The organism is Arthrobacter sp. fls2-241-R2A-172, from assembly GCF_030208885.1.
Classification (GTDB): domain Bacteria; phylum Actinomycetota; class Actinomycetes; order Actinomycetales; family Micrococcaceae; genus Arthrobacter.
The window spans coordinates 312337-326306 of sequence record NZ_JARVTB010000013.1; the positions used below are offsets into that span (position 1 = coordinate 312337).

10 protein-coding genes and 1 pseudogene are annotated in these 13970 nt (G+C 63.8%); 7 read left to right on the forward strand and 4 right to left on the reverse strand.

What is annotated here, in order from left to right:
• Positions 1-68: 68 nt before the first annotated feature.
• Positions 69-995, reverse strand: coding sequence for a hypothetical protein (locus tag QRM57_RS18815; protein WP_284987751.1), 927 nt, complete (start codon positions 993-995; stop codon positions 69-71).
• A 451-nt stretch (positions 996-1446) separates the two neighbouring features.
• Between QRM57_RS18815 and QRM57_RS18820 the strand changes: the two genes are divergently transcribed.
• Complete coding sequence (locus QRM57_RS18820; protein WP_284987740.1) at positions 1447-2985, forward strand: hypothetical protein; 1539 nt, start codon at positions 1447-1449, stop codon at positions 2983-2985.
• 108 nt (positions 2986-3093) lie between these two features.
• Here QRM57_RS18820 and QRM57_RS18825 read toward each other — a convergent pair whose 3' ends face one another.
• A complete protein-coding gene (locus tag QRM57_RS18825; protein WP_284987741.1) occupies positions 3094-4434 on the reverse strand; it encodes an 8-oxoguanine deaminase in 1341 nt (446 codons plus the stop codon).
• A 410-nt stretch (positions 4435-4844) separates the two neighbouring features.
• On the opposite strand from QRM57_RS18825, the gene QRM57_RS18830 reads away from it, so the two are divergent.
• The 5 genes from QRM57_RS18830 (at position 4845) to QRM57_RS18850 (ending at position 12237) form a co-directional block, all read left to right on the forward strand.
• Positions 4845-5339: a nucleoside deaminase gene (locus QRM57_RS18830; RefSeq protein WP_142937997.1), complete on the forward strand. Its 495-nt coding sequence runs from the start codon at positions 4845-4847 to the stop codon at positions 5337-5339.
• Between the two features lie 6 nt (positions 5340-5345).
• A complete protein-coding gene (locus QRM57_RS18835) occupies positions 5346-6935 on the forward strand; it encodes an NCS2 family permease (protein ID WP_257369706.1) in 1590 nt (529 codons plus the stop codon).
• Positions 6936-7266: 331 nt separating this feature from the next.
• Positions 7267-8502, forward strand: a complete 1236-nt coding sequence (locus QRM57_RS18840) for an XdhC family protein (protein WP_284987742.1) — start codon at positions 7267-7269, stop codon at positions 8500-8502.
• A complete protein-coding gene (locus QRM57_RS18845) occupies positions 8493-9428 on the forward strand; it encodes an FAD binding domain-containing protein (protein ID WP_284987743.1) in 936 nt (311 codons plus the stop codon). Before QRM57_RS18840 ends, QRM57_RS18845 begins: the two co-directional genes overlap by 10 nt.
• The gene (locus QRM57_RS18850) at positions 9418-12237 is read left to right on the forward strand and encodes a molybdopterin-dependent oxidoreductase (protein WP_284987744.1); all 2820 of its coding nucleotides are present in this window, start codon (positions 9418-9420) and stop codon (positions 12235-12237) included. The genes QRM57_RS18845 and QRM57_RS18850 overlap by 11 nt, the downstream gene beginning before the upstream one ends.
• An 18-nt stretch (positions 12238-12255) precedes the next feature.
• Here QRM57_RS18850 and QRM57_RS18855 read toward each other — a convergent pair.
• Positions 12256-12714: pseudogene (locus tag QRM57_RS18855) on the reverse strand (GNAT family N-acetyltransferase).
• A 19-nt stretch (positions 12715-12733) separates the two neighbouring features.
• Positions 12734-13369 carry a nicotine blue oxidoreductase gene (gene nboR, locus QRM57_RS18860; protein WP_284987745.1) on the reverse strand — a complete coding sequence of 212 codons (636 nt, stop codon included), beginning with the start codon at positions 13367-13369 and terminating at the stop codon, positions 12734-12736.
• 159 nt (positions 13370-13528) lie between these two features.
• Here nboR and QRM57_RS18865 point away from each other — a divergent pair, with 159 nt between their 5' ends.
• A complete protein-coding gene (locus QRM57_RS18865) occupies positions 13529-13720 on the forward strand; it encodes a YegP family protein (RefSeq protein ID WP_044569301.1) in 192 nt (63 codons plus the stop codon).
• The last annotated feature ends 250 nt before the right edge of the window (positions 13721-13970 follow it).

Below are 13970 nucleotides of genomic sequence, written 5' to 3' on the forward strand. Positions count from 1 at the left end.
ATTTAGACGCCTCGCTGCGCAGGATGCCGTGCGCAACATCGAATGCGCAGCGAGTCAGCGAATTGGCCCTAATCACGGAGGGCGCGTAGTACCCGCACTTTGAACTCCTGCTCACGGAATAGGTCCTGCCACTTGATCCGAATGAACCTCCAGCCGAGTTCGGTGAGTGACTTCTCGCGCTGGCGTTCCCGGTAGAGGACTTCGCCCGTGGGGGCGTAGTCGAAGTACTTGACCTTCCCGTCGAACTCCAGCGCCAGTTTCTTCCTGCGCCAGGCAAAGTCGAGCCGATGGCGACCCTCCGCTGACATCACCTCTACCTGGAGCTCGGGGAGCTCGATGCCAAGTCGTTGGAGCAACTCACGGGTGAGGGTTTCTCCGGGCGATTCCGACCTTGCGTCCGCATTCTCCAATGCTCTGCGGAGCCTGCTGACGCCATTGCGCCCGACGAGGCTGCCGCACATCTGCTCCAGGGCGGTGGCGTGGGCACCTATCCTGAGCGCGTGGTCTACCACGATGAGGGCTTGCTTGTAGGTCAACATAAGGCAGCAGTCCGCTACCGTTCGTTCGAGCGAGGTGCAGGGCATTCCCTGCACGGTAACCACCTCGTTGGGGTTCAATGTCCGAGTATGGGGGACGACGTCACCTCCATGGGATGTCCGAGAGGGGGTAGTCCCGGTGGTCACGTGCACGCGGTCATCGACGTCCCACAGAAATAGCCCATGCAGGCGCGCTGCAGAGGTGTGGCTGTAAACCAAGCCACCAACCGACGTCGTCAGTGTTCCGTGGGCGTGTGCGGCTATGAGTTGCAGGCTGCGCGACCAAGGTTTTTGGGCTGCCCATGTGCTGCCTCGGATGTAACAGCCCCGACGAAGCCGGACCAAGCCTCCCGTGCGCAACATAGCGGCGATGTTTCTGTCGTTGAAGCCGAGTTCGTGGAGTTCGCTGGTTCGCCACAGGTGTATTCCTGCTGGCAGCTCTCCTGGGGCGTTTTTCATCACGTCATAAGCCTCGAATGGCGCCCCCGCAGGGAGAAGGTGTGGGCTGGCCTATGTGGATAAACCCATTTCGATGCGTAGCTGCGTACTGTGCCGTGCGAACGGCTCAGTACGCAGCGCGGCGTCGAATTGGCCAAAAAATGGGCTCGTCATATTCCGATGGGGTGTGGCGTGGGTCACGTATGCTGGGGTGACGGCCGCCGTTTGATTCCAACCGGTCGTGGCGACCCCCATGGAGGGGTTGTACTTGCTGGCTCGATGGCGCCGGACGAGGTCCGCGAGCGTCGCACTGCAGCACGTTGAGCAATAGCTGCCGCTCGTCGTCGAGCTGTGCCGGGACATGGACGCCTGGCTGATAAACGCCTGCCGCGGTAGGTCTCAGAAAGAGCTGGATCTGGGGGTTCAGCGCCGCACAGCAGCAATCAGGCTGCTTCCCCAAAGGAACACCGCCATGAAACTCAAGGTCTCACTGTTTGTCGCCACCATCGCAATAGCTCTGACCGGATGTACAGACCCCGGCGCGCCACCGCCTACAACAAGTCCGAGTGCCACATCCACCGCCGAGCCGACGCTCACTGCCGAGCCGACGCCGGACCCGACAGATACCGTGACCTCCACCGCCACGGCCTCGCCAACTGCAACGCCGACGCCGACGACGACGGTCACGTCCAGTCCGACTGAAACCCCGACGCCGACGCCCACCGCAACGCCGACGACGACGGTCACGCCCAGCCCGACTGACACCCCGACGCCAACCCCCACCGCCACGCCTACGCCCACGCCCACCCCGACGGTCACGCCTACGCCAACTGCAACACCCACCCCCACAGGCAGCCTTGCCAATCTCGCCCGTGTCCCGTGGGACGGCGGCCCTGCGTACTGGTCAAAGTTCCCGGGTGCGGCGAAACTCAACAACCCGAATCTTTTCCCCATCAGCGTCTACTACGGCAAGCCCGAGCACGCCGCCCAGTTGAAGGACATCGGCGTCAACGTGTACCAAAACGCCGAGCACGATGGGTCTTCCATGGCGTCAATTACGGACACAGGAATGCTGGTGATCGCCGGGACGGAGTGGTCGCGCGTTGAGGTGGGCAGCAACCCTGGAGTGGTGGGTTGGGATACCTACGATGAGTGCGACATGCTCGGCTTGGGGTGCGATGGTGCAACCTATGCCCAGAATCTCCAGCAGATGCAGGACAAGGTGGCCCAGATCCATGGGTTCAACGATGGCAGGTTCGCGTTCGCCAACTATTCCAAGGGCATCCTGGGAACCTACTGGGCTCCGGGGCTGATGGACGATTTCATGTCCGCGGTGGACGCTGCGTCTGTGGACAACTACATGTACGCCCGGGCGGATCTTCAGGATGAACTGAACCGGACTCCGTCGTGGCCGCAGGGCGCCATCACGGCAACCTCCGCGGCTTACGGCTGGCAGGTGGACCAGATGCGAAGCTTCCAATCCTCGCCAGGCGTCCACCCGAATTGGATCTTCGTGGAGTCCGCAAAACCGTTCCTCAATGATGTGAATGACCGGACCATCACCCCGGAACAGATGGAGGGTGCCATGTGGTCCGGCATCATCCACGAGGCCCGGGGGATCAGCATTTTCCAGCACAACAACAATGGCCAAGCTGGATTCGGCACGTATTCACTGGTCCAGGCGCCCGCTGATCGCAAGGCAAAGATCAAGGTAGCGCTGGCCGGCATCCAGGCGCTGGCACCTGTCCTCAACACTCAGAGCTATGTGTGGAACGCAGGCGCCGCAGGAACGGACACCATGCTGAAGGCCAAGGATGGCAGCGCCTACCTCTTTGCTGGCATTGGCTTGAAAGGCACTACTGGTTCCAAGACCTTCACCCTGCCTGACGGTGTCACCGGTACACAGGTGGAGGTTGTGGGCGAGAACCGGAGCATTTCCGTGCAAAACGGTAAGTTCACGGACTCCTTTGCCAACGAATACACGCACCACGTTTACAAGGTCACCATCTAGGGAGGGCCGCACCACCCGCGGGTTCGCGGGAAGAGTGCGAAATCGCCGGAACGCTCCCTGCGAAGTGGCAGCGTTCCGGCGAACTCGCGAAAAACCATAACCAACGAGCTAGCCGGCCACCAGCTTCCGCGCAGCCGCAGAGTGTTCTGCGATCAGTCCGGCCACGTCCAGGTCCGGGATAGCCCCGTCAATGACGCGCCAGGATCCGCCCACCATCACCCGGTCGGCCCGTTCTGCCCCGCAGAGCAGCAACGCAGCGACGGGGTCGTGGCTGCCGGAAAACCTCAACGAGTCGAGCTTGAACAGTGCCAGGTCCGCCTGCATCCCGGGAGCCAGCTGGCCGATGTCGGACCGCCCAAGAACTGCCGCGGACCCGCGCGTGGCCCATCCAAGTGCGCGTGACACGGGGACCGAGGCGCCATACCGCAAGCGCTGCAAATACAGGGCTTGCCGGGCTTCGAGGATCATGTTGGACGCGTCGTTGGAAGCAGATCCGTCCACACCCAGCCCCACGGGAACGCCCGCGGCTTCCAGTTCCAGCACGCGTGCGGTCCCGGAGGCCAGGCGCATGTTCGACGTCGGGCAGTGGGCCACCGCTGTTCCGGCAGCTCCCAGACGCGCGATCTCCTCGTCATTGAAGTGGATGCCGTGTCCCAGCCAGGTCCGGGATCCGAGCCACCCCACGGACTCCAGGTAATCCACGGTCCGCAGCCCGAACATGGACTGGCAGAAGTCCTCCTCGTCGATGGTTTCGGCAAGATGCGTGTGCAGTCGGACGTCGAAGCGCTCGGCCATGGCCGCGGACTCGGCCATGATTTCCTTCGTCACGGAGAACGGCGAGCATGGGGCCAGGGCAATCTGGACAACGGCCCCATCGCCGGTCTCGTGATACCTGCGAATCAGGCGTTCGCTGTCCGCGAGGATCGCCTCAGGTGACTGCACCGTGGTCCTGGGCGGCAGCCCGCCGTCGTCCTCTCCCAGGGTCATGGACCCGCGCGTCAAGGTGGCGCGCATTCCCATGGACCGTACTGCAGACACCTCGATGTCGATGGCGTCTTCCATGCCGTCGGGGAAGAGGTAGTGGTGGTCGGCGGCGGTGGTGCAGCCGGAGAGCAGCAGCTCCGCCAGCGCGACCTGGACCGCCAGTTCAAGGCTGCGCGGAGTGAGCCGCGCCCACACGGGGTAGAGGTTCTGCAGCCACGGGAACAGGGGTGCGTTGGCCACGGGGCCCCAGGCGCGGGTGAGGGTTTGGTAGAAGTGGTGGTGCGTGTTGATGAGGCCCGGGAGCACGACGTGGGAGGACGCATCGAACACGGAACATGGCATGGAAGGCTCAGCGCCGGAGGGCACCAGTTCAAGGATGGTGCCGGAGTCGGAGACCACCAGGCCGTTGCCGGCGTCGAGATCGTTGGCGGTGAAGATACCCAGCGGGTTTTTGATCCAAAGCATGGAGGTCCTTGTCTGGTCGGCGTGTACGCGTTCCAGCTCAGTTAGGCCCTGTCTGCTGATCCAGGTTTCCGGTCCGCCAGAGAGCGGCACGGTCCCAACAGCGTAAAATGGGCGACGGCGGCCGTCAACGCCCGCGCCCCGGTTGCGGTCACATTCCGGCGCCAAAAGCACGGCTCAAGTAATTTCGCATGACGAAATTAAATTTTCAAAAAACTATGGCGCGGCTCACAACCCTGGTGCTACGCTCTAACTGCCAAAGGCGGGCACCCGGACTTCGGGAAGCTATCTACCAGGCGCAACTTAACCTTCATCGCACATGCTGAAGCCTGGTAACCAAGCTAACTGGAGCTCCTTTTTGCAGCGCGCTCAAACAGGTCACCTGGCTTCCACAGCACTAAGGAAGTCGCAACATGAGTACAACCGTCACGGCCGAGCAATTCCTGGCCACCTCCATTGAGCTGGCAACAGCCAATGTCCTGAACAGTGGTGGCCCTTTCGGCGCCGTCATTGTCACCGCGGACGGACGAGCCTTCGAAGGCGTCAACCGCGTGACCGCCACGAACGATCCCACAGCGCATGCAGAAGTCACGGCAATCCGTAACGCCTGCCGCGAACTGGGAACGTTCGATCTGAGCGGAGCAACCCTCTACACCAGCTGCGAGCCATGTCCCATGTGCCTGGCTTCCGCGCTCTGGGCACGCGTGGACCGCGTGTTCTTCGCCGCAGACCGTCACGACGCCGCATCCGTGGGCTTCGACGACGCAGTCTTCTACGAGTACTTCGAGAACGACAACCGGGACGCGCTGATGCCGGTAGCCAAGCTGGAACTGGGCGATCCCCAGGCTCCGGAGGCCCTCCAGCCGTTCACCACATGGAACACGCTTGATTCCAGGATTGATTACTAGGGCCCGGTGGCTGACATGGAAATCCTGGGTACCGCAGAAATGCACACAGCAGCTGAAAAGCAGGCTGCGCTCTTCCCCAACGGTGAGAACAGCGCAGAGCCCACAGCGGCAGAAGCAAAGCACACGGCAGCCGGCCTGGCAGGTGGCAACAAGAAGCCCCCGGCGTCGAACTCCTTCCTGGACAAGTTCTTCCAGATCTCCCAGCGTGGCTCCACACTGGCCCGCGAATTCCGCGGCGGCCTGGTCACGTTCTTCACCATGGCCTACATCGTCATCCTGAATCCGCTCATCCTGGGTGGCTTCTCGGCAGAGAACGCGCCAACTGATGTGGCGGGCGGTTGGTTGTCAGCCGCGCAGGTCGGCGCGGTCACTGGCCTCACGGCCGGCGTCATGACGATCATTTTCGGCCTGGTCGCCAACCTTCCCTTCGGCCTGGCCGCAGGTTTGGGCATCAACTCGTTCCTGGCCGTTGCGGTCATCCAGGAAGTCACATGGCCAGAAGCCATGGGCCTGGTGGTCATCAACGGCATCCTCATTGTCCTCTTCGGTGCTACCGGGGCCCGGACAGCGATCTTCAAGGCAGTGCCCAAGGAACTCAAGGCAGCCATCACCGTTGGCATCGGCCTGTTCATTGCCTTCATCGGCTTCGTGGACTCAGGGTTCGTCCGTCCCACAGCGGGTGGCCCACCGGTCCAGCTGGGTAACGACGGCTCCATCACCTCCCTCCCGACCCTCGTTTTCATCGTCGGTTTGCTGGCCATGGGCATCCTTGTGGCCCGCAAAATCCAGGGCGGCCTGCTGATCGGCATCGTCGCCACTACCGTCCTCGCCGCAGTTGTCGAGGCCGTATTCAAGATCGGGCCAGGCAGCGCCACCAATCCCGGCGGCTGGCACCTGAACGTGCCTATCCTGTCCAGCCAGTTGGTGTCCGTGCCGGATCTCAGCCTGGTGGGCCACTTCGATCTCTTCGGCTCGTTCGCCCGGATCGGTGGACTTGCCGCCACCATGTTGGTCTTCACCCTGGTGTTCACCAACTTCTTCGACGCCATGGGCACCATGACCGGGCTGGCGAAGAGCGCTGGTGTGGCGCACAAGGACGGTACGTTCCCCAGGCTGAAGTCGGCATTCATCGTTGAAGGCATGGGTGCCGTGGTGGGTGGGGCAACCTCCGGATCATCGAACACTGTGTACATCGACTCCGCTGCCGGTATTGGCGAAGGTGCCCGCACGGGCCTGGCGTCGGTGGTCACCGGCCTCCTGTTCCTGGGGTCCATGTTCTTCACGCCGCTCACTTCGGTGGTTCCGCTGGAAGTTGCTGCGGCCGCACTGGTTGTTGTGGGCGCGATGATGATGGCGCAGATCCGCGAGATCAAGTTCACCAAGTTCTCGGTCGCCTTGCCTGCGTTCCTGACCATCGTGACCATGCCGCTGACGTACTCCATCGCCAACGGCATCGGGGTCGGGTTCATCTCCTTCGCCGTGGTCAACGCCGCGTCAGGTAAGGCCAAGAAGGTGCATCCGCTCATGTGGGTGGTCACGGCCGGCTTCATCATCTACTTCGCACGGGGTCCCATCAACGCCCTGATGGGTGTTTAGCCAGGAACCCCAGCCCGCGCCGGCGGGTCATCATCCGGCACTCCGATCGACGGTCCCCCGGTTCCCTCCGCACTAATAGGCGCCCGCCGTCGTCGTCCCTGAAAACAAGGTACGACGGCGGGCGGCGGCAGGGTGCCGGTGCTCCGTCAGGGAACGGGGGCAGGGAGATGAAGCCCTTGCCCCCGTTCCTATGAACCCTTACTGACTGAACTTTTACTGAACAGCCGCGACTGCCCCTCAACAGCCTCTGCGAATGAGATTATGGGGCAAGATCGCGCACTGCTCCGGCCGGGCCACCTGGCCGGGACACCTGGAATAAGGATGTGTTGCCATGCTGGATCTGATGCCTTCACTGGGCGGCTGGCGGACGGCGGTCTCCGGCCAACGATGCGCTGTGGCCACGATCGTAGGGACCGGCGGCTCCGTGCCGCGGCCCCTGGGGACGTCCATGATGGTCTCCGAACACGGCGAAATTTTGGGCAGCTTGTCCGGCGGCTGCGTGGAGGGTGCCGTTGTGGAGGCGGCCTTGGAAGCCATGCGCGACGGCGGCCCCCGCCTTGAGTCCTTCGGCTTCAGTCCCGAGGACGCGTTCGCGGTGGGACTCACCTGTGGAGGGGAACTGGAAGTCCACATCCAGCCGCTGCAGGAAGGCTCGCCCGAACTCTCGATGCTGGCCGAAACCCGACGCCCTGGCGCACTCATCCGCCGCCTTGATGCTGGTGGTGGAGTCATGGTGGTGGATGATCCCGCACGGTTCCGTGCCATGGAATCCGAAGAACTGGCCAGACTGGTGGGGGACCATCCGGCTACCCTTTTCGCGGCAGCCGCCCAAGTGGAGCCCCTCCTCCAAGGGGGCCGCGCAGGCCTGGTCCGGCTGGCCCCGCCCGAGGGCTGCATCGATGGGTGGGTAACAACCGAGAGGTTGGCTGCGCCGCCCCGGGAAAAGGAAGAACCTCAACCCATCACCTTGCTGGTCGAAAGCAGCTTGCCGGCAGCGAGGATGCTGGTCTTTGGCGCCAACGACTTTGGTGCCGCGTTGCTCCCCGCTGGACAACTGCTCGGCTACGACGTCACGCTGTGCGATGCCCGGCCTGCTTTCACTCAACAAAGTCGCTTCGCCGGAGCCGACCAGGTGGTGACGGACTGGCCGCACCGCTACCTCGAAGCAGAGGCCGCGGCGGGACGGATCGACTCCCGGACCGTGGTCTGCGTCCTGACCCACGATCCCAAGTTCGACATCCCCTTACTGGAGACGGCCCTCCGCCTCAACCTGGCCTACGTTGGCGCGATGGGTTCGCGTCGGAGCCACCGCCAACGGGTCGATGCCCTTCTCGAGTCAGGCACTCCCTCAGAGTCCTTGGCGCGGCTGCACTCACCCATCGGCCTGAACCTTGGTGCCGTGACACCAGCAGAGGTGGCGGTTTCCATTACGGCCGAGATCATCGCCGAGCGCGGACCCGGTACCCGGGAAACGCACGGCACGCCCGGTTTTCCGTCCCTCAAAGACGGCACCGGCCCGATTCACCCAGCACCTCAACACCTCACCCAGGAGGACCCATGGACATGAACACCATCGAGGCCGTGGTGCCCACGACGGACCCGGCCCTGTGGCGCGACGGCGATGCCTGGCTCGCCGGCGGTACGGTCCTTTTCTCCTACGGAAGCACTGTCCTCAAACGGCTCCTCGACCTCGGCGAAGCCAACTGGCCTGCCGTCACTGTGACCGATGACGGCATCGAACTGGCTGCCACCTGCACCGTGGCTGAGCTCTACGCCTTGCCGGCCAGCGAAGAAGCAGCCCACCGCGAATGGCCCGGACTGGCTCTGATCCGGCCTAGCTGCGACTCGTTCGTGGCGTCCTTCAAAATCTGGAACATGTCCACGGTGGGTGGCAACATCTGCACGGGCTTGCCCGCAGGACCCATGACGTCGCTGTGCGCCGGACTCGACGGCCTCGCCACCATCCTCAGCCCGGATGGTTCCAGCCGCACGGTCCCGGTTGCCGACTTTGTGATCGGCGATATGCAGACCGTCCTGGCCCCGGGGGAGTTGCTCCGCAGCATTCATCTCCCCGCCGAGGCACTCTCGGCGCGCGTAGCATTCAGGCGCTTGTCGCTGAGCAACCTTGGCCGCTCCGGGGTGCTGCTGATTGGCAGGCTCGATCCCGTCTTCGGCTTGGTCATCACGGTGACTGCTTCGACCAAGCGCCCGGTGCAACTGAGGTTCCCGGCCGGGAAGGTTCCGGACGCGCGGACGCTGGCCGACGCCGTCGAACATTCCATTCCCTGGCCGCTGTACCACGACGATATCCACGGGCTCCCGGCATGGCGCCGCGACATGACGCTCAAGCTGGCCGAGGAAATACGGGCGGAGTTGATGGACGAGTCGATGACCGTCTCCGGCGATTTCTGGCCCCCGCATGCCACGTCGCCCCAGCCGTCCACGCAACCCGAAACCACAGGCACCCAGAAGGAGGCCTCCCATGGCAATTGAGATCAACGGCACTGCCTCGCAGGCCACACCCCGTCCGGGCCAATGCCTGCGCACCTTCCTGAGGGAGGAGGGCAACTTCGGCGTCAAGAAGGGCTGCGACGGCGGCGACTGCGGAGCTTGCACCGTCCACGTCGACGGAACTCCCGTGCACAGCTGCATCTACCCGGCCGTCCGCGCCGAAGGCAAGACGGTCACCACAATCGAGGGCCTCGCCAAGGACGGACAGCTCCACCCTGTGCAGGAGCAGTTCCACCAGGGCCAGGGTTTCCAGTGCGGCTTCTGTACCGCAGGCATGATGATGACCGTCGCGACCTTCGACGACGAGCAACGCGCCAACCTGCCCCGCAACCTCAAGGGAAACCTGTGCCGCTGCACCGGCTACCGCTCCATTGCGGACGCCGTCTGTGGCCACGGTGGAGGCCACGGCGGCCAACACCAGCACGACGCCGGAGCTGACGTTTCAGGCGCAAAGTCGCCTGCTGTTGTGGAGGCGACCCCCGGCCAACTTGGCGACAACGTCCCCGCCCTGGCCAGCGACGCCGTGATCACGGGAACCGTCAGGTACGCCCTGGACGTTCCGGCGGAGCAACTCCCCGGCTTGCTGCACCTCAAAGTGGCGCGCTCGCCACATCCGCACGCCCGGATCGTTTCCATTGACAAGGCTCCAGCGTTGGCCGTGCCGGGCGTGGTTGCAGTGTTCACGCACGAGGACGCACCGCAGCAGCTCTTCTCCACGGCACAACACGAGAATTTCACCGACGACCCCGATGACACCCGCGTCCTGGACAGCGTGGTGCGCTTCATAGGGCAGCGTGTGGCCGCGGTGGTGGCCGAATCCGTGGGAGCGGCCGAAGCTGGAGCCCGGGCTTTGGTGGTTCAATATGAACTTCTGGAACCGGTTTTTACGCCCCAGGAAGCCATCCTTCCCGGTGCCCCGGCGATTCACGGCGAGAAAAACGGCGTCGAGTCCCGTATTTCGCGGCCGCTCCAGAATGTTGTGGCCGAGGTCCACGCAGAACTGGGCAGCGTGGAAGACGGCTTCGCCGCCGCGGACTACATCCACGAGCACACGTACCAGACCCAGCGGGTGCAGCACGTAGCCATGGAAACCCATTCGTCCATCTCCTGGCTCGATCAGGAGGGCCGTTTGGTTGTTCGTTCCTCCACCCAGGTCCCGTTCCTGGTGAAGCGGACGTTGAGCAGGTTGTTCAACCTGGCTCCGGAGACCATCCGTGTGGTGGCAGGCCGGGTCGGAGGTGGTTTCGGTGGAAAGCAGGAAGTCCTCACCGAAGATTTGGTGGCTTTGGCAACCCTTGCACTGAAGCGTCCCGTGCAGTTGGAGTTCACCCGGACCGAGCAGTTCACGGCAACCACCACCCGCCACCCCTTCACCATCCACCTCAAAGCCGGTGCCAACAAGGACGGATACCTGACGGCCCTGCAACTGAACGTCCTGACCAACACTGGTGCCTACGGAAACCACGCTCCCGGCGTGATGTTCCACGGCTGCGGAGAGTCGTTGGCCGTGTACAAGTGCGTGAACAAGAAAGTGGACGCCCACGCCGTCTACACCAACACAGTTCCCGCCGGGGCCTTCCGCGGCTATGGGCTGAGCCAGATGATCTTTGCCATCGAATCGGCCATCGACGAGTTGGCCCTTGGGATCGGTATGGATCCGCTGGAGTTCCGGCTGAAGAACATGGTCCGGCCCGGTGACCACATGCTGTCCACAACCCCGGAGCCCGAAGAAGACGTCCACTACGGAAGCTACGGCCTGGACCAGTGCATCGCCTTGGTGCGCGACGCCCTGGACCGCGGGAAGGAACGCTACCGGGCCGCCGGCCTTGATGACCTCGGCCCGGAATGGGTCACCGGTGAGGGTTCAGCCCTGTCCATGATCGACACCGTCCCGCCCCGCGGCCACTTCGCCCACACCCGGGTGAGCCTGGAAGCGGACGGACGGTTCGCCGTCGACGTCGGTACTGCCGAATTCGGGAACGGCACTACCACTGTGCACGCGCAGCTGGCGGCCACGGCGTTGGCGACCTCAGCGTCCAAGGTGACCGTGCGCCAGTCCGATACCGACCTTGTGGAGCACGACACCGGTGCGTTCGGGTCCGCGGGAACTGTGGTTGCCGGCAAAGCAACACTCAGTGCGGCGCTGGAACTGGCCACCCGCATCCAGACCGTCGCGGCCTCGCTCACAGGGGTGGCGCTGACGGAGTGCCGGTTGGTGGATGGGGCTGTCCAGTGCGGCGACCGAACGGTGCAGCTCACGGAAATCGTCGACGCCGCCCGGCTGCAAGGCGTCCGCCTCGCCACCGACGGAAACTGGGGAGGAACGCCGCGTTCGGTGGCCTTCAACGTCCACGGCTTCCGGGTTGCCGTGAACACGGGGACCGGTGAGCTGCGGATCCTGCAGAGCGTGCAGGCCGCCGACGCCGGAGTGGTGGTCAACCCGCGGCAGTGCCGTGGGCAGATCGAGGGCGGAATCGCGCAGGCCCTCGGTGCGGTGCTGTACGAGGAAGTGAAAGTGGACGACGCCGGTCGGGTCACCACGGACATCCTGCGGCAGTATCACATTCCGTCGTTCGCGGATGTGCCGAGGAGTGAGGTCTACTTCGCCACAACCAATGACAGCACGGGTCCCCTCGGGGCCAAGTCCATGAGTGAGAGCCCGTTCAATCCTGTGGCCCCGGCGCTGGCGAACGCCATCCGCGACGCTACCGGGATCCGTTTCGGTGAGCTGCCCATCGCCCGGGACAAGATCTACCTGGCGCTCCGCGACCGGAGCCCTGCCTCCGTGTAGCCCGCCTGCCCAATCGGGTTAGAGGGGGAGCTCCATGAAGACGCTGTTCGGGTCCAGGGTGTAGTCCGCAAAGGGCCCGCACTCCGTAAAGCCGTGCCTTTCATACAGACGCCGTGCCGGGGCGAAATAGTCCTCGGTGCCCGTTTCCAGGCACAGCCGCTGGTACCCGCGGCTTCGGGCGTCGGCGACGATGTGTTCCAGCATCAATGTCGCCACGCCCCGGCCGCGGGCGCTGGCCGTGGTGCGCATGGACTTGATCTCGGCCAGTCCACCGTCGTGGTCTTTCAGGGCACCGGATCCCAGCAGTTGTCCATCCTCCCTGGCAGTTCAGAACGTGATGGACTCGTGGGACAACGCGGAATGATCCAGCGCATGGACGCTCTCCGCGGGGGAGGTGGCGAACATGTCAGCCAGGTGTTCACTGAGGAGCTGATGGACATCCGGGCGTGCGGGATCGTCTGTTTCGATGCGGATCATGCACCCAATGTACCTGCCGCTATCCGTCCAGAAGATGCAGCTGATCCTTGGTGTCCAAGTCCTCACCCGAGCACAAATCACTGCAGTCCACCAGGTCCACCAGGCCCGGATGCGCCTTGAGGAAGGACCGCGCGCCGGTGTCGCCATTGGCGGCGTCGGCGGCCTGTCCGCGAAGCCCGACGTCGAATATCACCGGGTGCCCGCGCTTCAGCCTTCCTGACTCGTCAGGGTAGGCGGCGGCGGTGACCCGCCCTGGACGATGGCTGCCCAGCAACCTGCTCACCGCCGTCAGGGTAAGCCCGGGCTGATCCACCAGAGCCACCATGATGTTGTTCCCAGGGGCTGCCGCTTCGATGCCCGCGCGGAAGGATCCGGCCATCCCCTTGGCCCAATTCTGGTTTTCCACGACGGTGTGCGCGCCCAGGTCTGTACTGTTCCGCACGTTTTCGGCTTCGGCTCCGAGAACCACCACCACCTCGCTGCAGCCGCCGTCGAAAAGGGTGTCGGCGAGTACTTCCACCAGCGTGCGTCCGCGGAAGGGCAGCAGCGCTTTGGGGCCGCGCCCCAAGCGGGTGCCGGCGCCCGCAGCGAGCAGGACGCCCGTAGTGGGCGTGCCGGATGGAGTCATATCCTCACCATACGCGCGGGGTTCCATGCGGTCTGTAGCTCCTCGGTTGCTTTCAAAGAGATCTACCGATATCGGTTGTAAATTACCCATCAGTAGGGCTTTTGGTGGTCGGAAATGGCCGTTAGGGTCGGTGGGGAGTTATGAAGTCAGCTCGTGTACGCAGCGACGCGTAAGGAACAGGGGAAAATGGCGGGCAGTTTCGAGATTCTCAAAGCAGGTACCAACTCATTCCGATTTCGGCTCACTGCCGAAGACGGCACGGTTGTGGCAGTGTCGCCACAGTTTCCGAATTTGAAGGCCGTTGTGGCCGGTATCAACGCAGTCCGCGAAAATGCGGCAACGGGCTTTGTCGTCGACAGGCGGAACCTGGGCACCTGACGTTGCCCGTCCTGGTCGGAAACAACAATCGGCGGCAGTGTTCATCACGAACACTGCCGCCGATTGTTGTTTGTTGGAGCTTTAGGCGTCGCCGCCTGCTCCACCGGTGGTGCCGGCGTTCACGTCAAGCAGCTTGTAGCGGTCAATGGCGTACGACGGCGCGCCCTCCTCGACTTCGCCCCTCGCCGCCAGCATTTGCAGGGTTTTGGCGACGATGGAGTGGGTGTCGTTTTTGAAGTAGCGGCGTGCG